The sequence below is a fragment of the Ferrigenium kumadai genome, assembly GCF_018324385.1.
GTDB lineage: Bacteria > Pseudomonadota > Gammaproteobacteria > Burkholderiales > Gallionellaceae > Gallionella > Gallionella kumadai.
The window spans coordinates 967,349-987,958 of sequence record NZ_AP019536.1 but is presented as its reverse complement, the minus strand read 5'-3'; the positions used below and the strand labels follow the sequence as shown (position 1 = coordinate 987,958).

At 61.1% G+C, this 20,610-nt stretch carries 15 protein-coding genes; 7 read left to right on the top strand and 8 right to left on the bottom strand.

Annotation, left to right across the window (positions count from 1 at the left end):
- Positions 1 to 4 precede the first annotated feature (4 nt).
- Together kdsA and pyrG are read right to left on the bottom strand one after the other, a co-directional pair.
- Positions 5 to 856, bottom strand: coding sequence for a 3-deoxy-8-phosphooctulonate synthase (gene kdsA / locus FGKAn22_RS04695; protein WP_212786823.1), 852 nt, complete (start codon positions 854 to 856; stop codon positions 5 to 7).
- Entirely contained in the window at positions 853 to 2,511 is a 1,659-nt protein-coding gene (pyrG, locus tag FGKAn22_RS04690; protein ID WP_212786822.1) for a CTP synthase, read from the bottom strand. The genes kdsA and pyrG overlap by 4 nt, the downstream gene beginning before the upstream one ends.
- A gap of 272 nt (positions 2,512 to 2,783) precedes the next feature.
- Here pyrG and acs point away from each other — a divergent pair, with 272 nt between their 5' ends.
- Positions 2,784 to 4,748 carry an acetate--CoA ligase gene (gene acs / locus FGKAn22_RS04685; RefSeq protein ID WP_212786821.1) on the top strand — a complete coding sequence of 655 codons (1,965 nt, stop codon included), beginning with the start codon at positions 2,784 to 2,786 and terminating at the stop codon, positions 4,746 to 4,748.
- Positions 4,749 to 5,176: 428 nt separating this feature from the next.
- Positions 5,177 to 6,655 carry a transglycosylase SLT domain-containing protein gene (locus FGKAn22_RS04680; RefSeq protein ID WP_246487458.1) on the top strand — a complete coding sequence of 493 codons (1,479 nt, stop codon included), beginning with the start codon at positions 5,177 to 5,179 and terminating at the stop codon, positions 6,653 to 6,655.
- Positions 6,656 to 6,716: 61 nt separating this feature from the next.
- Here the strand turns inward: FGKAn22_RS04680 and FGKAn22_RS04675 are convergent, their stop codons facing one another.
- From FGKAn22_RS04675 to FGKAn22_RS04665, 3 genes are read right to left on the bottom strand one after another with little or no spacing between them, the layout of a single operon-like run.
- Positions 6,717 to 9,260 (bottom strand): bifunctional diguanylate cyclase/phosphodiesterase, encoded by a 2,544-nt coding sequence (locus tag FGKAn22_RS04675; protein ID WP_212786820.1) that lies wholly within the window; start codon positions 9,258 to 9,260, stop codon positions 6,717 to 6,719.
- 15 nt (positions 9,261 to 9,275) lie between these two features.
- A complete protein-coding gene (gene pntB / locus FGKAn22_RS04670; protein WP_212786819.1) occupies positions 9,276 to 10,694 on the bottom strand; it encodes a Re/Si-specific NAD(P)(+) transhydrogenase subunit beta in 1,419 nt (472 codons plus the stop codon).
- Positions 10,695 to 10,706: 12 nt separating this feature from the next.
- The gene (locus tag FGKAn22_RS04665) at positions 10,707 to 12,284 is read right to left on the bottom strand and encodes a Re/Si-specific NAD(P)(+) transhydrogenase subunit alpha (RefSeq protein WP_212786818.1); all 1,578 of its coding nucleotides are present in this window, start codon (positions 12,282 to 12,284) and stop codon (positions 10,707 to 10,709) included.
- Between the two features lie 141 nt (positions 12,285 to 12,425).
- Between FGKAn22_RS04665 and mutL the strand changes: the two genes are divergently transcribed.
- From mutL to FGKAn22_RS04640, 5 genes are all read left to right on the top strand, one after another.
- Complete coding sequence (mutL, locus tag FGKAn22_RS04660) at positions 12,426 to 14,258, top strand: DNA mismatch repair endonuclease MutL (RefSeq protein WP_212786817.1); 1,833 nt, start codon at positions 12,426 to 12,428, stop codon at positions 14,256 to 14,258.
- A 4-nt stretch (positions 14,259 to 14,262) separates the two neighbouring features.
- Entirely contained in the window at positions 14,263 to 15,525 is a 1,263-nt protein-coding gene (locus FGKAn22_RS04655; RefSeq protein ID WP_212786816.1) for an MFS transporter, read from the top strand.
- Between the two features lie 88 nt (positions 15,526 to 15,613).
- The gene (gene miaA, locus FGKAn22_RS04650) at positions 15,614 to 16,558 is read left to right on the top strand and encodes a tRNA (adenosine(37)-N6)-dimethylallyltransferase MiaA (RefSeq protein WP_212786815.1); all 945 of its coding nucleotides are present in this window, start codon (positions 15,614 to 15,616) and stop codon (positions 16,556 to 16,558) included.
- Positions 16,559 to 16,573: 15 nt separating this feature from the next.
- Entirely contained in the window at positions 16,574 to 16,963 is a 390-nt protein-coding gene (locus FGKAn22_RS04645) for a DUF302 domain-containing protein (protein WP_212786814.1), read from the top strand.
- A 72-nt stretch (positions 16,964 to 17,035) separates the two neighbouring features.
- On the top strand, positions 17,036 to 18,202 hold the full coding sequence (locus FGKAn22_RS04640) for a nucleotide sugar dehydrogenase (protein WP_212786813.1): 1,167 nt from the start codon (positions 17,036 to 17,038) through the stop codon (positions 18,200 to 18,202).
- A 33-nt stretch (positions 18,203 to 18,235) separates the two neighbouring features.
- On the opposite strand, the gene FGKAn22_RS04635 is transcribed toward FGKAn22_RS04640, so the two are convergent.
- The 3 genes from FGKAn22_RS04635 to FGKAn22_RS04625 all read right to left on the bottom strand — a co-directional run bounded on the left by FGKAn22_RS04635 (position 18,236) and on the right by FGKAn22_RS04625 (position 20,590).
- Complete coding sequence (locus FGKAn22_RS04635) at positions 18,236 to 18,727, bottom strand: bacteriohemerythrin (protein WP_212786812.1); 492 nt, start codon at positions 18,725 to 18,727, stop codon at positions 18,236 to 18,238.
- A gap of 62 nt (positions 18,728 to 18,789) precedes the next feature.
- A complete protein-coding gene (locus FGKAn22_RS04630; protein WP_212786811.1) occupies positions 18,790 to 19,632 on the bottom strand; it encodes an HDOD domain-containing protein in 843 nt (280 codons plus the stop codon).
- Positions 19,633 to 19,693: 61 nt separating this feature from the next.
- Positions 19,694 to 20,590 carry a polysaccharide deacetylase family protein gene (locus FGKAn22_RS04625; protein ID WP_212786810.1) on the bottom strand — a complete coding sequence of 299 codons (897 nt, stop codon included), beginning with the start codon at positions 20,588 to 20,590 and terminating at the stop codon, positions 19,694 to 19,696.
- Positions 20,591 to 20,610 lie beyond the last annotated feature (20 nt).

Genomic DNA, 20,610 nt, shown 5'->3' with positions numbered 1-20,610 from the left:
TTAACTAAACGTTTCTCAAATCGATTTTTTCTTCGATCAACCCTTGCTGCTTGACTGTCGCATCGATGGCCATCAAGGTCTGCAACATCGCCTTGAGATGGCCGAGCGGGAATGCGTTCGGCCCGTCCGACAATGCCTTGGACGGATTGGGATGCGTCTCCATGAACAAGCCGGACACGCCCGCCGCCACCGCCGCACGCGCCAGCACCGGCACGAATTCGCGCTGACCGCCGGAAGCCGTGCCCTGCCCGCCCGGCAGCTGCACCGAGTGAGTCGCATCGAACACCACTGGGCAGCCGGTATTGCGCATCACCGCCAGCGAGCGCATATCGGACACCAGGTTGTTGTAGCCGAACGAAGCACCGCGCTCGCACACCATGATGTTGTCGGCGCCGCTCGCGTCGCGCGCCTTCTCCACCACGTTCTGCATATCCCAAGGCGACAGGAACTGGCCCTTCTTGATGTTCACCGGCTTGCCGCATTTCGCCACGGCCTGAATGAAATCGGTCTGGCGGCACAGGAATGCGGGCGTCTGCAGCACGTCGACCACGGCGGCGGCCGGCGCGATCTCGTCCTCGGCATGCACGTCAGTCAGCACCGGCACGCCGATCTGCTGCTTCACCTTCTCCAGGATCTTCAGCCCGGGCTCCATCCCGAAGCCGCGGAACGACTTGCCGGAACTGCGGTTGGCCTTGTCGTAGGAGGACTTGTAGATGAAGGGCAGCTTCAGCTCGTTGCATATCTCTTTCAGTGCACCGGCGGTGTCCAGCGCCATCTGCTCAGACTCGATCACGCAAGGACCGGCGATCAGGAACAGCGGGCGATTCAGCCCGACTTCGAAATTACAGAGCTTCATGCGGCCACCTTGCTTGCGGACTGGTGCTGCAAGGCCGCTTCGACGAAGGCCTTGAACAAGGGATGTCCGGCGCGCGGCGTGGAGGTGAACTCGGGGTGGAACTGCACGCCGACGAACCACGGATGGGTGGACTGCGGCAACTCCATCATCTCCGGCAGGTCCTCGGAAGGCGTACGCGCGGAGATGATCAGCCCGGTCTTTTCCAGTGCGGGAACGTAATGGTTGTTCACCTCGTAGCGATGGCGATGGCGCTCGTTCACTTCGTTGCCGTAGATGCGCTGCGCCAAGGTGCCCGGCTTGATCGGGCAACGCTGCGAGCCGAGGCGCATGGTACCGCCCAGATCGGAGTCGGCGCTGCGCTTGGCCACCTTGCCGTCGCGGTCCAGCCACTCGGTGATCAGCGCGACCACGGGATGTTCGGATTCCAGGTTGAATTCGGTGCTGTTCGCATCCGTCATACCCGCAACATCGCGCGCATATTCGATCACGGCGAGCTGCATGCCGAGACAGATGCCGAGGTACGGGATCTTGTTTTCGCGCGCATAGCGGATCGCGGCGATCTTGCCTTCCGTGCCGCGCTTGCCGAAACCGCCGGGCACCAGGATCGCGTCGAAGTGCGTCAGCCCCTGGATGCCGGATGCTTCGATGTCTTCCGAGTCGATGTATTCGATATCCACCTTGGTCGAGGTATGGATCCCGGCATGACGCAAAGCTTCGATCAACGACTTGTAGGACTCGGTCAGATCGACATACTTCCCGACCATGCCGATGGTGATGTGGTGCTGCGGGGTCTGCTGCGCGTCGACGAGCTTTTGCCACACCGACAGGTCGGCGGGCGGCGCATCCAGCGCCAGCTCTTCGCAGACGATGCGATCCAGCCCCTGCTCGTGCAACACCTGCGGGATCTTGTAGATACTGTCCACATCCCACATCGAGATCACGCCCTCTTCGCGAATGTTGGCGAACAGCGAGATCTTGGCGCGCTCGTCGTCGGGGATGCGGCGGTCGGCGCGGCACAGCAAGGCGGTCGGGAAGATACCGATCTCGCGCAGCTTCTGCACGCTGTGCTGCGTCGGCTTGGTCTTCAACTCGCCCGCAGTGGCGATATAGGGAACCAGCGTTAGGTGCACATAGGCGACCTGGTGACGTCCCATGCGCAACCCCATCTGGCGTGCCGCCTCAAGGAACGGCAGCGATTCGATGTCACCCACCGTGCCGCCGATCTCGACGATGGCCACGTCCGCCTTGCCGTCATGCGAAGCGGCAGCGCCGCGCTCGACGAAGGCCTGGATCTCGTTGGTGATGTGCGGAATCACCTGCACCGTCTTGCCCAGATATTCGCCGCGCCGCTCCTTGCGGATCACGCTCTCATATATCTGGCCGGTAGTGAAGTTGTTGGCCTTGCGCATCTTGGCCGAGATGAAGCGCTCGTAATGTCCCAGATCCAGGTCGGTCTCGGCACCGTCTTCGGTGACGAACACCTCGCCGTGCTGGAACGGGCTCATCGTGCCCGGATCGACGTTGATGTACGGATCCAGCTTGAGCATTGTAACTTTGAGGCCACGCGACTCAAGGATGGCCGCAAGTGAGGCGGCGGCGATACCCTTACCCAAGGAAGAGACAACGCCGCCGGTAATAAAGATGTACTTAGTCATGGGGCGCAATTGTACTGCAAAACCTGCGCCCCTCAAAACCGAGTCGTTGTCCGCCTGCTAAAAATCCATTTCGCGGAATTCAAAATCAGGCGCAACAAATCCTTACGCGAATCTTACACAAATAACGTCAATTAGCTAAATTTAGCGAATATTTAGCGCAGGTTGTTGACACCACGAACCAAAAAAACCTACATTAGCCGAAAGGTAATTATTCGACCTTTCCAACGGTCACGATAGTCAAAACGATAAATCAATTTGTTTAGGAGATCAGTATGTCCAATATCCAGTCTGTCTTGCATGAAACCCGCGTATTCACTCCTTCTGACGAGTTCGTCAAGCAGGCGAATGTATCCGGCATGAGCGCCTACCAGGCGCTGGTGGATGCTTCGCAAAAGGATTATGAAGGATATTGGGCAAAGCTCGCGCGCGAAACCCTGCAGTGGAAGAAACCTTTCACCAAAGTGCTGGATGAGAGCAACGCGCCGTTCTACAAGTGGTTCGAGGATGGCGAACTCAACGTTTCCTACAACTGCCTCGACACACACCTCACCACACAGCCGGAAAAGACAGCGATCATCTTTGAGGCCGACGACGGCTCCGTGACCAGGATCAATTATCGCGACCTGCACGCGCGCGTCTGCCAGTTCGCCAATGGCCTGAAGTCGCGCGGCATCAAGAAGGGCGACCGCGTCGTCATCTATCTGCCGATGAGCATCGAAGCCGTGGTCGCGATGCAGGCCTGCGCCCGCATCGGCGCGATCCACTCGGTGGTATTCGGCGGCTTCTCCTCCAAGAGCCTGCACGAGCGCATCACCGATGCCCAGGCCTGCGCCGTGATCACCTCCGACGGCCAGTTCCGCGGCGGCAAGGCGATGCCGCTGAAGCCCGCCGTAGACGAAGCGCTGGGCATGGGCGGCTGCGAAGGCGTGCACTCCGTCATCGTCTACCAGCGCACCAATAGCGAAGTGACCTGGGGCGGCAACAACATCTGGTGGCACGACTTGGTCACCGGCCAAGGCACAACCTGCGAACCCGAATGGGTCAGCGCGGAACATCCGCTGTTCATCCTCTACACCTCCGGCTCCACCGGCAAACCCAAGGGCGTGCAGCACTCCACCGGCGGATATCTGCTGGGCGCCATGCTGTCGATGAAGTGGGTTTTCGACTACAAGGACAGCGACGTGTTCTGGTGCACCGCCGACGTGGGCTGGATCACCGGCCACAGTTACGTCACCTACGGCCCGCTGGCCATGGGCGCGACCGAAGTGATCTTCGAAGGCGTGCCGACCTATCCCGATGCAGGCCGCTTCTGGAAGATGATCCAGGACCACAAGGTCACCACCTTCTATACCGCCCCGACCGCGATCCGCTCTCTCATCAAACTGGGCGGCGACCTGCCGAGGAAATACGACCTGTCCTCGCTGCGCCTGCTGGGCAGCGTAGGCGAACCGATCAACCCGGAAGCCTGGATGTGGTATTACACCGAAGTCGGCCAGTCGCGCTGCCCCATCGTCGACACCTGGTGGCAGACCGAAACTGGCAGCCACATGATCGCCCCGCTGCCCGGCGCGATGCCGATCAAGCCCGGCACCTGCACGCTGCCGCTGCCCGGTATCCAGGCCACCATCGTCAACGAGAATGGCGACGAAGTGTTCGACCAGCATGGCGGCTTCCTCGTCATCAAGCGTCCCTTCCCCTCGCAGATCCGCACCATCTGGGGTGACCCGGAGCGCTACAAGAAAGGCTACTTCCCTCACGAGATGCGCGGCTATTACCTCGCCGGCGACTCCGCACACCGCGATGAAGACGGCTATTTCTGGATCATGGGGCGCATCGACGACGTGCTGAACGTCTCCGGCCACCGCCTGGGCACGATGGAGATCGAATCCGCGCTGGTCGCCAACCCGCTGGTAGCGGAAGCCGCCATCGTCGGCAAACCGCACGAGATCAAGGGCGAAGCCGTGGTTGCGTTCGTCGTTCTGAAGGGTGCGCGTCCTGCCGATGCGGCTGCGGCGAAGAAACTTGCGGAGGATTTGCGCAACTGGGTCGGCCATGAGATCGGCCCCATTGCCAAGCCCGACGAGATCCGTTTCGGCGAGAACCTGCCCAAGACCCGCTCCGGCAAGATCATGCGCCGCCTGTTGCGTGCTATTGCCAAGGGCGAGGAGATCACCCAGGACGTATCCACGCTGGAAAATCCGGCCATTCTGGAACAGCTAAAAGAAGTGGTGCGCTAACAACCTAGGGCACCACTTCCCACAAAGCTGTGCAGGCCGGATTTCGGCGCAGGCTAACATGGTGCGTCAGCGCCATGTTAAGCGCAGCGGCCGAAGCCAAAACCCCGTCTGAGCACAACAGAGGGCGGGGTTTGGTTACGACATAACCTGAAGGTTAGTCTCCACCGCAACACGCCATGCGGCGTGTTGTGGCGAAGGTTCGCCCGCGCAAGCGGGCGTTATACCGAAGTCAAAACCGTCGCCCCAACCAATTCAATTCAGCAATTTGTCTATTATTTCAAATAGATAACAAAATTCCGCACAAACAAGAAGGATTGTGCGTCGCAAAATACGCACAATCCCCACTTTACATCTACTATTCAGATTGACCCGCACCACATACCTCGGCTACCATCGCGGGAATTTTTGAAGTTGCAGGAGGCGCGCCCGTGTCATTGATTCGATTAATCTTTTCCGCACTGCTCGCCGCCAGTGCTTCGTTCACCCTCCCACAAGCTCACGCCGAAGAGAAACTCGCCCTCAGCACTTCGCTGACAGCCCCGGCCGACCCTCTGACGCTTTCGACCGCGCGCAACATCAAGCTGGAACTGATCCCTGAAGACGACAAGGCGATGGGGGACTTGTGGACGCGCATCCGCGGCGGGTTCGCTATGCGCGACCTCGACAGCCCGCTGATCGCCAACCACGAAAAATGGTACGCCAGCCGCCCCGATTATGTCGCACGCATGACCGACCGCGCGCGCCGCTATCTTTATTACATCACCGGCGAAGTGGAGCGGCGCGGCATGCCGAGCGAGATCGCACTGCTGCCGATGATCGAAAGCGCGTTCAATCCCGGCGCCTACTCCACCAGCCGCGCATCCGGCATCTGGCAGTTCATCCCATCCACCGGCAAGCATTTCGGCATGCAGCAGAACTGGTGGTACGACGGCCGCCGCGATGTTGTCAGCGCAACCAACGGCGCCCTCGATTACCTGCAGAAGCTGCACGACATGTTCGGCGACTGGGAACTGGCGCTGGCCGCCTACAACTGGGGTGAAGGTGCCGTGCAGCGCGCGCAGGCGCGCAATCGCAAGCGCGGCCTGCCGGTGAACTACACTAGTCTTCGTATGCCGGACGAGACCCGCAACTACGTGCCGAAACTGCTGGCGGTGAAGAACATCATCTCCAACCCGGCCGCCTTTGGCCTGGTGCTCCAGGACATTCCTAACGCCCCCTACTTCGCCGCCATTTCGACCGCCAAGCACATCGACGTGAAGCTCGCAGCACAGCTCGCCGACATCTCGATGGAAGAATTCACCGCGCTCAACCCGGCACACAACCGTCCGGTGATCCTGCAGGACAACAGCGACGTGATCCTGCTGCCGATGGACAAGGTGGAGACCTTCCGCGCCAACCTAGAAGCCTATGACAAACCACTGGTCAGCTGGCAGGCCTACCAGCCCAAGAAGGGCGAACGCCTGGACCATCTGGCGCCGCGCTTCGGCCTTTCCGTGGAGAAGCTAAAGTCGGTGAACGGCCTCTCCGGCCGCGCCCAGGTCAGCACAGGACAGACCCTGCTAGTGCCAATCAACGGTGAAGAGGCGGAAACCGAGAGCGAATTCGCAGCCTTCAATATGCACCTTTCCCCCATTGCCGAGGAGCGCACACGCACCCTCAGTCATACCGTACGCAAGGGGGAGACACTGGCCAGCATAGCGCGCCGCTATCGCGTCAGTATCGCCAGCCTGAAAAACCGCAACGGCCACATCCGCCAAGTCAAGGCAGGACAGACGCTCACCATCGTGCAATCGGCGGTGCGCACGAAATATAGCCGCCCGGGCAAGCTGGCGAAGCGCGGCCAGAACAAAAAGTATGCATCCGGCAAAGCAGCCAAGCGGGTGCATGTCGCTTACAACAAGCGTTAATCACGCGGCGGACTCTGCTCTCTCATCTCCCGGCAGCACGTGGGGGCCGCCACATTTCGGATCAATGCAGGCGTGATATGAATGCCTCTGCCTCGGCTGCAGGCATCGGCTTGGCGTAGTAGAAGCCCTGAACCTCGTTACAACCTAGCACCTCCAGAAACTCCATCTGCTGGGCGTTTTCCACCCCTTCGGCGATCACCGTCAGCCCCAGCCCGTGCGCCATGCTGATGATGGCGCGCACGATGGCGGCATCATCCTCATCCACTGCAAGATCGCGCACGAACGACTGGTCGATCTTGAGCTTGTCGAGCGGCAGTTTTTTCAGGTGGCTCAGGCTGGAATAGCCGGTACCGAAGTCGTCGATCGACAATGCGACACCCAGAGCACGCATCTCGCCGATGAACTGCATCGCAGCCTTCTCGTCATCCAGCATCATGCTTTCGGTCAGTTCCAGTTCCAGAGTCCATTCAGGCAGATTGGTTTCGGCCAGCAACGAGCGCATGAAACGCACCAACCTATCCCCATTGAGCTGGCGAGCGGAAAGGTTCACGGCGACCGGCACCGGCGACAGCCCTTGGTCGTGCCAGACGCGCGCCTGGCGACACACTTCGCGCAAGACCCATTCGCCCACCGGCACGATCAGGCCGCTTTCCTCGGCGACCGGGATGAACACGGCAGGAGGCACCATGCCATTTTGCGGATGATTCCATCTCAGCAGCGCCTCGAAGCCGATCAGCTTCCTGTCCGACATTCTGATCTGCGGCTGGTAGTACACCATGAGTTGCCGCTGTTCCAGCGCAATGCGCAGGTCGCGTTCGATGTTGAAGTGCGACATGGCGCGCTCGTTGATCTGCTCCGTATAGAACTGGAAATTGTTGCGGCCTGCCGCCTTGGCGTGGTACATCGCCACATCGGCATGCTTGATGAGGGTCTCCACATCCGCGCCATCGTGCGGGTACAGACTGATGCCGACGCTGGCCTCAGTACTCACTACCGTCCCACTCACCTCGAAGGATTGCGCAACTGACGCGAGCAATTTCTCGGCGACATACAAAGCCCCCTCCGCGCCTGTCTCGCGCAACAGGATGACGAATTCGTCGCCTCCCAGCCTGGACACGGTATCACCCTCCCGTACCGCGCCAACCAGACGTGTAGCGATCACTTTGAGCATCTCATCGCCGGCCTGGTGGCCCAGCGTGTCGTTGATGTATTTGAAGCGATCCAGGTCGAGGAACATCAGGGCGAACTGGTCATTGTCGCGGTGAGCGGCGGCGACTGCCTGGTTTAGCCGGTCATACAGCAAGGTCCGGTTCGGCAAACCGGTCAACACATCATAGTAAGCCAGCCGCTGGATATCTTCTTGTGCCGTCTTCCACTCGGTGATGTCCTGCACCGTGCCGGTGCCGGATACGGCGCGGCGGTGAGCATCGAAAGTCATCTCGCCGCGCTCCCTCACCCATTTCAGCTTGCCGTCCGCCCATATGCGATGCTCGACGTCATAGGGCATACCCTTCATGGCATGGCGCCAAGCCAGATCGACCATCTCGCGGTCTTCCGGATGGACGTGCTGCAGGAATATTTCGTAGTTGACCGGCTTGTCGCTGCTGATACCGAAGATCCGGTAAGTCTCGCCTGACCACTCCAGCATCTTTTTGCGTATGTCGAAATGCCAGCTTCCCACACCACCCACGGCCTGCGCCCGCTTGAGAGTTTCTTCGCTCCGCCGTAGCGCCTGCTCGACACGATCGCGCCGACCGTTCAGTACCGCCACGCTCATGGCCGTCAGCCCGAACAGCAGGTTGTACAGCCAGACGTAATCGACCAGCACATCCATCCTGTCGGCATGCAGGTCGCCCAAGGCCAGTAAACCGAGAATGGAACTGACGAACACCAGCGTCAGGGCAAGGCTGGTGAAGCGGAGGTTGAAATTGAGCGCGACCCAGATCAGGATGGGAAAGAACAGGCCGAGTTCCAGCAAGCGGTTTTCCAAATCTGAAAATATCAGCAAACTGGCAGTCACCAGCACCACAGCCACCAGCACCGCGCGCTGCACACGCTCTTTCGTCCACTCGATGGCGCCGCCGCGCAGCCATGCCAGGACCAACGGCGTGAACAGCGCGATGCCGAGCGCATCGCCCATCCACCAGTATTGCAGGATATGCAGATAGTCGCCCCAGGAACCGCCGATGGCATACTTGATCCACCAAGCGCCGTTCACAGCAGCCACCAGGGGACTGAGCAGCGCACCGAATACGAACAGCAGAGCGACATCGCGCAGGGTATGCAGCCCTTCGTCGAAACCGAAGCGGTGGCGCAACAGGTAATAGCCGAGCAGCCCCTCCAGCGCATTGCCGCAGGAAATGCCAGCCAGGCTGGAAAGCGGCAACCCCATCGTCAGGCTGGCGAGGAACTCACCGATGGCGATGGCGGGAAAGACCCGCCAACCGAATATCAGCAGCGCAGCCAGGGCAATGCCGGAAGGCGGCCAGAACAGGGTAACGGTGTTGTACACCAGGGCCAGTGCAAGCCCCAGCTTGGCCGCCAAAAAATAAACCGCACTGAGTACCGCGATATGCAGTACGTGAGTGCGGCTGTAGTTCAACACTTCCGGTTATCCCCGCTAGGCTTTCAGCGCGACCAGGACCTCTTCCAGCGTCTTCTTGGCATCGCCGAACAACATGCGGTTGTTCTCCTTGTAGAACAGCGGATTGTCCACGCCCGCATAGCCGCTCGCCATGCTGCGCTTCATCATGATGGAGGTCTTGGCCTTCCAGACTTCCAGCACCGGCATGCCGGCGATGGGGCTGCCGGGCTCTTCCTGGGCGGCCGGGTTCACGATGTCGTTGGCACCGATCACGATTGCGACATCGGTATCCGGGAAGTCCCCGTTTATTTCATCCATCTCCATCACGATGTCGTAAGGCACCCTGGCTTCGGCCAGCAGCACGTTCATGTGGCCGGGCATGCGGCCGGCCACCGGATGGATGCCGAAGCGCACGTTGACGCCCCTCTCGCGCAGCAACTGGGTGATCTCGTAGACCGCGTGCTGGGCCTGGGCTACGGCCATGCCGTATCCCGGCACGATGATGACGTTCTTGGCGGAGCTGAGCAGCTCTGCCGTCTCTGCCGCACTGATGGCGACCACTTCGCCGGCCGGTTGCGCATCACCGCCGGCCTTGGCCGGCTTGCCACCTCCAGTGCCGAATCCGCCTGCAATAACGCTGATGAAGTTGCGGTTCATCGCGCGGCACATGATGTAGGAAAGGATAGCACCGCTGGATCCCACCAGCGCACCGGTGACGATCAGGAGGTCGTTGTTCAGCATGAAGCCGGTTGCCGCTGCCGCCCAGCCGGAGTAGCTGTTCAGCATGGACACCACCACCGGCATGTCGGCGCCGCCGATGGCCATCACCATGTGGATGCCGAACAGCAATGCGATCACTGTCATCACGGCCAGTGCGATCATGCCCGCACTGATGGTTTCGGCGTGCAGGAACTGCCAGCCGAACGCGATGACGACCAGCAGGCCCAGCAGGTTCAGGAAGTGGCGTCCCGGCAGCAGCAGCGGCTTGCCGCCGATCTTGCCCGACAGCTTGCCGAAAGCGATGAGGGAGCCGGAGAGGGTCACCGCGCCGATCAGGATGCCGAGATAGACCTCGATCTCGTGGATCGCTTTTTCGGCACTGGACAGATTCAGAGCCGCCATCGGGTCGATGTAATTGGCGAAACCGACCAGACAGGCAGCGAGACCGACCAGACTGTGCATCAGCGCGACCAGTTCGGGCATCTGTGTCATTTGCACCTTGCGCGCTGCATAGAGTCCGACGCTGCCTCCCACCACCATCGCGGCTATGATCCAGGGAATCCCAGCCATCGAAACACGGGGACCGAACACCGTCGCCAGCACGGCGATCGTCATGCCGATCATGCCGTAGAGATTGCCGCGACGCGAAGACTCAGGACTGGACAGGCCGCCCAGGCTGAGGATGAACAGAATGATTGCACCAATATAAGAAACAGTTGCCAAGCTTGCAGACATATTTATCTATCCTTATTTGCGGAACATCGACAGCATGCGCCGGGTCACGGCAAAGCCACCGAGCATATTGACCGCAGTGAGCGCGATGGCCACCACCGCCAACCCGCGTATCCATCCCTCCGGACGATCCAGCCCGAACACCTGCGGCGGCGCGATCTGCACCAGCGCGCCGATGACAATGATGCTGCTGATCGCATTGGTGACACTCATCAAGGGGGTGTGTAGCGCCGGGGTGACATTCCAAACCACCATATAACCGACGAAGCAGGCGAGCACGAACACCGTGAAGTGCCCAAGGAACGCGGCGGGCGCGTAAGCACCGATGAGCAGGAACAGCAGTGCGGCGGCACCGAACATCGCAGCCACCTTTCCTGCCGCAACAGGTGCACCGCCACCGTGACCATGAGCGGCAGGCGCGGCGACAGGCTTGGCCGCAGCAGGTTTGGCCGCTGGGGCCGGCAATTTCGGCGCAGGCGCCGGCCAGGTAACTTCACCGTTCTTGATCACCGTCAGACCTCGGATGGCATCGTCTTCCATGTTGACGTTGATGATGCCGTCCTTGGTCTTGCACAACTCCTCTGTCAGGCGAAGCAGGTTGTTCGCATACAGCGTGGATGACTGTCTGGCCAGACGGCTGTTCAGATCGGTGTAACCGACGATGGTCACACCGTGCTTCACCACCACCTTGCCCGGCTCGGTCAGTTCGCAATTGCCGCCCCGCTCCGCCGCCATGTCGACGATGACGCTGCCGGGCTTCATGCTCTGCACCATCTCGGCGGTGATGAGTCTGGGCGCAGGCTTGCCGGGAATCAGCGCAGTCGTGATGATGATGTCCACTTCCCTAGCCTGCTTCGCGTACATCTCGCGCTGCGCCTGCTGGAAGCCCTCGCTCATCACCTTGGCGTAGCCGCCGCCGCCGGAACCCTCTTCCTCATAATCGACTTTCACGAATTCGCCGCCCAGCGATTTGACCTGATCGGCCACTTCGGCGCGGGTATCGTTGGCGCGCACGACGGCGCCCAAGCCTGCGGCAGCGCCGATCGCAGCGAGACCGGCCACGCCGGCACCCGCGATGAAGACCTTGGCCGGCGGAACCTTGCCCGCGGCCGTGATCTGGCCATTGAAGAAGCGCCCAAACACGTTGGCGGCCTCGATGACAGCCCGGTAACCGGCCACGCCGGCCTGCGAGGTCAGGGCGTCCATCTTCTGTGCACGGGAAAGCTGGCGCGGCAGGCAGTCCATAGCCAGCACGGTCGCCTTCCTGGCGGCGAGCTGGTTCATCAATTCCGGATTTTGCGCAGGCCAGACAAAGCCGATCAGGGCGCCGCCTTCGCGCATCAGGCCAACCTCCTCGCTTGTCGGGGCATTCATCTTGAACACGATGTCGGAGGCAGCCCACAACTGGGGGGCGCCCTGGATGATTTCGGCGCCTGCCGCACGGTAGGCCTCGTCACTGAAATTCGACCCGTCTCCGGCGCCGGACTCGACCACGACCTGGAAGCCCAACTTGATGAGCTTCTCCACAGCCTCCGGCACCGTCGCGACCCGCTTCTCGCCTGCGCGCGTCTCCGCAGGAATGCCTATACGCATGAATCTCTCCTTGACTTTCTTGTTGCCCCTGCAGCCGGCTTGCATACGGGGGCGCTTGGAATTAAACCGAGAATTATACCGATAATCGCACGACATAAAACCACTATAATCCCATCCTGATTTCCCGCTACGCTTCGCCCTATGTCTTCCTCCATCCGCCTGCTGCCCGACCTGCTGATCAACCAGATTGCCGCCGGCGAAGTGATCGAGCGTCCCGCCTCCGCACTGAAAGAACTGATGGAAAACAGCCTCGACGCGGGCGCGACCGACATCGCGGTGCAGCTCGAAGGCGGCGGCGTGAAACTGCTGAGAGTGCGCGACAACGGCAAGGGCATCGCAAAAGAAGAACTGCCGCTGGCGCTGATGCGCCATGCCACCAGCAAGATCGCCAGCCTCGACGACCTGCAGCGTGTCGACAGCATGGGTTTCCGCGGCGAGGCGCTGGCCAGCATGGCCGCGGTAGCGCAACTGGCACTCTCCAGCCGCACGGCACAGGACACACACGGCTGGAAGGTCGAGGCGATAGACGGACGCATCAGCGAGCCCGTTCCCTCCAGCCAGCCGCAGGGCACCACGGTGGAACTGCGCGAGTTATATTTCAATACTCCGGCGCGGCGCAAATTCCTGAAATCCGACTCCACCGAATTCGCCCACTGCGAAGAGACTTTCAAGCGCATCGCGCTGTCGCGCCCCGACGCTGCCTTCTCGCTGCAACACAACGGCAAGGCCGTCTGGCAGCTGCCAGCGCAGCCCATCGCAGCGCGCATCGCCGCCATACTCGGCGACGAGTTCGGCCATGCCGCCGTGACGGTGGAACGGCAGGTTGCGAACTTGTCGCTGCAGGGCTTGGCCGCCCTGCCCGCGTATTCGCGCGGCACGCGCGACGCGCAGTACTTCTTCGTCAACGGCCGCTTCGTGCGCGACAAGGTCGCCAGCCATGCGTTGCGCCAGGCCTACCAGGACATCCTGCACCACCAGCGCCACCCCGCCTTCGTGCTGTTCCTCGACATGCCGCCGGAGCAGGTGGACGTGAACGTGCACCCGGCCAAGAGCGAGGTGCGCTTCCGCGAAAGCCAGGGCATCCACCAGTTCATTTTCCACACCTTGCATGAGGCGCTGTCGATTCCAGCATCCGTCGGCGAACCGGATGCGGCCGATGCACAGAGTTCCATAGGGGCGGGTTTCCAACCCGCCCCTATGCCGTCTCCTTACCGGCCGCAACAGCAGAACATCGGGTTCGGCGCAGCCCAGCAGCAAGCGACCTACCGGCTGTGGGAAGCACAAACGGAGAAAGACAACGTAGGATGGGTGGAGCATAGCGATACCCATCACCCATTGGCTCAAACAAACGATGGGTATCGCTCCGCTCCACCCATCCTACAAGAAACGGAACACCCGCTAGGCTACGCAATCGGCCAGCTCTCCGGCATCTACATCCTCGCGCAGAACACACAGGGGCTGATCGTGGTGGACATGCACGCCGCGCACGAACGCATCGTCTACGAGAAGCTGAAGGCCGCGCTGGATGCCGAACGCATCGCCACGCAGCCGCTGCTGGTCCCGGTCACCTTCTATGCCGAGCCGCTGGATATCGCCACCGTCGAGGCGAACCAGGACGCACTGCATCAACTTGGCTTCGAGCTCGCGCCGCTGTCGCCCACCCAGCTCGCGCTGCGCGCCATGCCGGTGATGCTGAAGCAGTCCGAAGCCGAGGCAGTGGCATTCGAGGTGCTGCGCGAACTGCGCGAATACGGCGCCTCGCGCGCGCTCACCGAGCGGCGCAACGAATTGCTCGCCACCCTCGCCTGCCATGCGGCGGTACGAGCCAACCATAGCCTGAGCATCACCGAGATGAACGCGCTGCTGCGCGAGATGGAACAGACTGAGCGCGCCGGCCAGTGCAATCACGGCCGCCCGACCTGGTTCCAGATGACCATGAGCGATCTGGACAAGATGTTCATGCGCGGAAAGTAGCCGCATGATCTCGACCACGCGCATCGCCTTCGCCAGCTTCATCGGCACCGCCATCGAGTTCTACGATTTCTACATCTACGGCCTCGCGGTGGCGTTGGTGATCGGCCCGGTGTTCTTCCCCAACAGCGATCCGGCGGTGCAGGCGCTGAACGCCTTCCTCACCTTCGGCATCGCCTTCATCGCCCGTCCGTTCGGCGCGCTGCTGTTCGGGCATTTCGGCGACCGGGTCGGGCGCAAGACGACGCTGGTTGCCTCGCTGCTGGTGATGGGCATCTCCACCATGCTGATCGGCGTGCTGCCGAGCTACGAGATGGTCGGCTGGGTCGCACCCGCGCTGCTGTGCCTGCTGCGCTTCGGGCAGGGCATCGGGCTGGGTGGTGAGTGGGGCGGCGCAGCCTTGCTGGCGGCGGAATACGCACCTGAAGGCCGACGCGGCTGGTTCGGCATGTTTCCGCAACTGGGGCCGCCCGTCGGCTTTCTGTTCGCGGTCGGCAGCTTCCTCCTGCTCGCGAATACGCTCGACGATGTGCAGTTTCGCGAATGGGGCTGGCGCATCCCCTTCCTCGCCAGCGCGGTGCTGGTGGTCATCGGCCTCTATGTGCGCCTCAAGCTCGCGGAGACGCCCGTGTTCACCAAGGCACGGCAGTCGCATCAGCCGGTGAAACTGCCGCTGGCGCAACTGTTCGCGCACCACGCAAAGCCGCTGATCCTGGGCGCATTGCTGATGGTGGTGTGCTACGCCTTGTTCTACATCACCACGGTGTTCTCGCTGAGCTACGGCGTCGCCACGCTCGGCATCCCGCGTCCGCAGTTCCTCGGCATGCTGTGTGTGGCCGTCCTCTTCATGGCCGCAGCCACGCCGCTTGCAGCATTGGGGGGCGACCGCTATGGCCGCCGTCCGGTGCTGCTCATAGCGGGCAGCGCGGCACTACTGTCCGGATTCCTGATGGAACCGATGCTGGGTAGCGGCTCGCCGATATTGATCACCGCGTTCCTCTCCATCGAGCTGTTCCTGATGGGCGCGACCTTCGTGCCGATGGGCGCCTTGCTGCCGGAACTGTTCCCCACGGCCGTGCGCTACACCGGCGCGGGCGCGGCCTACAACCTGGGCGGCATCCTCGGCGCATCGCTCGCGCCCTATATAGCGCAGCAACTGGTGCAGCATGGTGGACTGGCCTGGGTGGGCGGCTATATCTCCGCCGCCGCAGCGATCAGCCTGGTTGCCGCGCTGCTCATCCATGAGACACGAGATAGCGATTTGGCATGAATCTGAACCATCCGACAACCCAATCCACAGCAGGAGCGAACCCAGCTCGCGACTGGGAAGATCAATCGCACGCAGGGGGTACTCCTACATGAAGACTCAGCCCCCAGCCATTTTCCTCATGGGCCCCACCGCCAGCGGCAAGACCGGCGTGGCGGTTGAACTCGCGCAACGCCTGCCGGTGGAACTCATCAGCGTGGATTCCGCGCTGGTGTATCGCGACATGGACATCGGCACAGCAAAGCCGGATGCCGCCACCCTCGCCCGTGCGCCGCACCACCTGATCGACATCATCAATCCCACCGAGGCCTATTCCGCCGCCGCCTTCCGCCACGATGCGTTACGGCTGATAGCGGACATCACCGCGCGCGGCAAGATACCGCTGCTGGTAGGCGGCACCATGCTGTACTTCAAAGCGCTACGCGAGGGCCTGAGCCCGCTGCCGCAGGCCGATGCCGCCGTGCGCGCCGAACTCGACGCCGAGATCGCGCAGCACGGCATCGTGCACCTGCACCGCCGGCTCGCCGAAGTGGATGCAGAAACAGCCGCGCGCCTCGCTCCCACCGACACACAGCGCATCCAGCGCGCGATGGAGATCTACCGCCTCAGCGGTCAGCCGATGTCGGAACTGCTGAAACAGCAGACGCAGCACGAGCTTCCTTACGACATCCTGTCCATCGCGCTGGTACCAAGCGAGCGCAGCACGCTGCACCAACGCATCGCCGTGCGCTTCCAGCAGATGCTCAAGGATGGCCTGATCGAAGAAGTGCGAGCGCTGCGCGGCAAATACCCCTTGCACCACGACCTGCCCTCGATGCGCTGCGTCGGCTACCGCCAGGCCTGGCAGTACATCGACGGCGAGATCGACGAAGGCCAGCTGCAGGAGACCGGCATCGCCGCCACGCGTCAGTTGGCGAAACGTCAACTCACCTGGCTGCGCTCGATGCCGGACAACGTCGAACTGGATTGCCTGCAACCGGATCTCTTTCAACGTGTCGTACATACCATTGAACAGGCGAGAATCGCCCACTTCTAACGAAAGGAGGACACCATGACCGCCATCAATTTCAAACGCGAGATCGCGGATACCGTCGACCATGCCGTCGAGCGCACCACCAGGGCGCTGGGCGCCGAAGGTTTCGGCATCCTGACGCGCATCGACATGCACAGCAAGATCAAGGAGAAGACCGGCAAGGACATCGTCCCGACGGTGATCCTCGGCGCGTGCAATCCCATGCTGGCCTACGAGGCCTACACCGCGAATAGTGACGTCGCGAGCCTGTTGCCATGCAACGCGGTGATCCGCGAGATCGCGCCTGGCAGGATCTCGGTGGAGCTCGCCGCCCCGTCGGGCATGATGCACATCCTCGGCGACGCAAAGCTCACAGAACTGGCCCGCGAGGCCGATATGAAGATCCAGCGGGCGCTGGCCAGCGTGTAGGCGGCTGACGCCCTTGCTCATTCTGCGGCATAATGCGCGCCATAATTTTTATAGCGCGCTAACGTTCAATCCATGAAGATCGCCATTGCCGGTACCGGTTACGTAGGCCTTTCCAACGCCATTCTGCTTGCCCAGCATAACGAAGTCGTTGCTCTCGATATCGTCCCTGAAAAGGTCGAGATGCTCAATCGCAAGCAATCCCCCATCGAAGATGTAGAGATCGAGGATTACCTGCAGCACAAGACGCTCAACTTCAAGGCCACGCTGGACAAGCGCGAAGCCTACGCCGGGGCAGACTATGTCATCATCGCCACGCCGACGGACTACGACCCCGACACCAACTACTTCAACACCCGTTCGATCGAGGCGGTCATTCAGGATGTCCTGAGCATCAACCCGCAGGCAGTGATGGTAATCAAGTCCACCATTCCGGTCGGATACACGGTCAATGCCCGTGCCAGATTCAAGTGCGACAATCTGATCTTCTCGCCGGAGTTCCTGCGCGAAGGCCGGGCGCTGTATGACAACCTGCATCCCTCTCGCATCGTTGTCGGCGAACGCTCCAAGCGCGCGGAGATCTTCGCGAATCTGCTGAAGCAAGGCGCAGTCAAGCGTGACATCCCGACCCTGTTTACCGACTCGACCGAGGCCGAAGCGATCAAGCTCTTCGCCAACACCTACCTCGCCATGCGCGTGGCCTACTTCAACGAACTCGACACTTATGCCGCGACCCACGGGCTGGATACGCGGCAGATCATTCAGGGGGTAAGCCTCGATCCGCGAATCGGCGATCACTACAACAACCCGTCGTTCGGCTACGGCGGCTACTGCCTGCCCAAGGACACGAAACAACTTCTGGCCAATTACCGGGACGTCCCGCAAAACCTGATCCACGCCATCGTCGAGTCCAACACGACGCGCAAGGATTTCATTGCGGAAAGCATCATCAAGCGCAACCCGAAGGTGGTCGGCATTCACCGCCTAGTCATGAAGAGCGGGTCAGACAACTTCCGCTCTTCCAGCATCCAGGGCATCATGAAACGCATCAAGGCAAAGGGCATCGAGGTCATCGTCTATGAACCCGCGCTCAAGGAGCCGGACTTTTTCCACTCCAGAGTGGTGAACGACCTGGCGCAGTTCAAGAAAGAGGCCGACATCATCGTTGCCAACCGCATCACCGACGATATCCGGGACGTGGCTGGCAAGGTTTTTAGTCGTGATTTGTTCGGCAAGGACTAAGTCGGCTCTGGCGAAACATGCGACGGTTGCCGCCTAACCGGCAACCTGATCCGGCTGATCGGACGCTTTCCGGCTCGGGCACTGCTCGCACCGCGCTTCCGTTAGTTCACGTTTGATGCAGCAGTAGTCGCGGTACTTCATATCCTCGTTTAACAGGTGGTCGACCAGCGCCTGTTTTACTTTCAGTCCGGCGGAAACCCACTCGTACTCCGAACCGTCGTGGTTGAATTGACTCATGATGTCGTGCAACGCCTGGGTCACGGCGGCATGTTTCATCGCATGCTCTTCGGCATTGGGGTAGTGCCACTTCCTGAACAACGCCTCTTCATGGGCAAAATGTTCAACAGCGTCATCCAGAATACGCTGCATCCTTTTCTGTATCTCGGCCCGCCCCAGTCGATCCACGATAGCCTCGTTCAGGTCATTGACCAGGCGAATGAAGCGTCTGTGTTCGCTATCGATCTCGGGAATGCACATACTCAGACTCTCGTCCCAGTCCAGCCGCCATACAGGCGTAGTTCCCATATTTCCCTCCACGAATCAACGCTCAACCCGGCAGCCCCCCCCAACGGGTAAAACGAAAAAATTCAGTGCGGATTGCTGAGGTCGCAGGCGATGCCCGCCTCAGCCTCCAGCATCACCATCACTTGGGCAGCGGGAATACGCAACAGTTCACCGATATCCTTGTAGTCGTCCGGCAGGGCGGCGTCATCCCAGCCGTTGGCCGAGTGGCGCGCCAGATTGACCGCCAGCACCACGTTGCGCACGCGCGGCTGGTTGGCGCTGGAGTCGTTCATCAGGATCAGCAGCAGTTCAGGCAAGCCCCATTGCAGGGCCAGTTCTTTTTGCAGATCGGCCAGCGCGAAGCCCAGCACTTGCTGCTGGACATCGCGGCTGCGCAGCGCCTTGTCTTTCTGCTGCATGTCGCGAATCTTCAGCATCTGGTCCGGCGCGAAGCACCACATCAATATTTCGCTGATGTCATGCAGCAGTGCGGCGATGCGTACCTCTTCGTAATGCAGGTCGCGCAGGCGCACCGCCCAGTCCTTGGCATATTCGGAGGCTCGATGGGAACGGTGGATGACACGTAGCATCGGCGGCAGCGCCACGATGTGCGACCTGAGCATCTCTTCCGCCACGGGCTGAGGCGAGACGTTATTAAAGAAAGGTTCGACCCCCAGCATCAGCAGGGCCTGCTCGACCTGGACGACTTCGGCGGTTTGCACCCGGTGCTTGTGCTGCTGGAGATAGCGCAGCAGCTTGACGGTCATCATGGGATCGCGGGCGATGACATTGGCGATGGAACCCGCCGTGAGCCTGTCCTCGTCCTCGCGCAACTCGGCAAGGTCGCGCGCGGTCTGTTTCAGCACCGGCAAGTCCGCACGGGAAAGCACCGAGACCCAACGTTCCAGTTCCTTGTTATCAGACATATCGCACCCCGCCTGTAGTTGGGTGCCAATATACCTGCGAATGCGGTGATGCGCTATATGTCTAGAGCGAGACCGCCAGTGTTCCGCTGCGTCCCTCTATCTCGCGCAGGGCGACTTCACGGCGCGGCAACGCACCTGCATCCAGCCCCTGCAGATACTGGCGCATCGACACCAGCTCGTAGCCCTGCGCCTGCCAGCCTTGCAGCAGTTGCTCGAATGCCGGCATCCACTTGCCGCCTTCCAGTTCGGCATGCAGGGTGTATACATGGCCTGTCGCGGAGGGGTTGCCCGTCAGCGCCAGCACATGCTGTGCCACGTTTTCCGGCGTAATGCCGTCACACCCGACGAGTTCGTCCAGCGTCGGCAAGGTGGTAGGCAGTTGGGGGCAGGCGATGATCTCGGCATTCCAGGTCGGAATGAAAGGTTGTGTGCCGCGAGTGTCCGAACTGTAATCGAAGCCGAGGCGCTGCATCATGCGCAGCGCGTGGCGATTCATCTGCCAGCCGGCTGCTGCATGGGCATGCGGCGCCTCGCCGAAGATCTCGACATAGCGTTCCACCGCAAGCCGTAGTTCACGCTCGGTCCACACGGCATCCTTGCCAGCCACGTTATCCTGCCAGCGGATATGGTCGTAGCAATGTATGCCGGTCTCAAAGCCTTCGTCGCGCACCGATCGCATGATGTCGGCACATTTCCTGCCGATATCCGGCCCCAGCAACAAGGTGCCATACAACAGCGTCTTGATACCGTAATGCTCGACCACCGAGGTACGCGACACCTTACCAAGGAAGCCGGGACGAAACACGCGCTTGATTGCGCGTCCGGTATGGTCCGGCCCGAGGGAAAAGAAGAAGGTTGCTTGCGCGTTATGGCGCTTCAGCACTTCCACCAGGCGCGGCACCCCTTCCCGGGTACCGCGATAGGTATCGACGTCGACTTTGAGGGCGAGTTGTTTCATATACGGTAGGGGCGTGATTC